The 279-nt window shown below is 55.2% G+C and carries 1 pseudogene; it reads left to right on the forward strand.

The features are described from left to right. A pseudogene (locus tag QP381_RS09010) lies at positions 1 to 279 on the forward strand (glycosyltransferase); the annotation flags it as partial.

Raw genomic sequence — 279 nt, forward strand, 5'->3', positions numbered from 1 at the left:
TCGACAATGAGGCTGCCTGGAGGTCTTCGAGTCTCATTCGCGTCAGTCTTTAACGCGTTTCCCGCGAGCTACTGGCGCCAGTGGACCCGTGCGACAGCAGCACGTCTCGAAATAACGATCAAAGGACGTGCATCGGTCCTGGTCTACAAGTCCAATGCTCAGGGACGCTTCATCCGTATCGACTCCGCAGCCGTTGATTCGGAAACCGTCGAATTCGACGTTCCACTCAAGACGTTTGCTGACGGCGGCTGGATTTGGTTCGACGTCATTGCATCAGAT

Source organism: Pauljensenia sp. UMB6358 (assembly GCF_030216865.1).
Lineage (GTDB): Bacteria > Actinomycetota > Actinomycetes > Actinomycetales > Actinomycetaceae > Pauljensenia > Pauljensenia turicensis_A.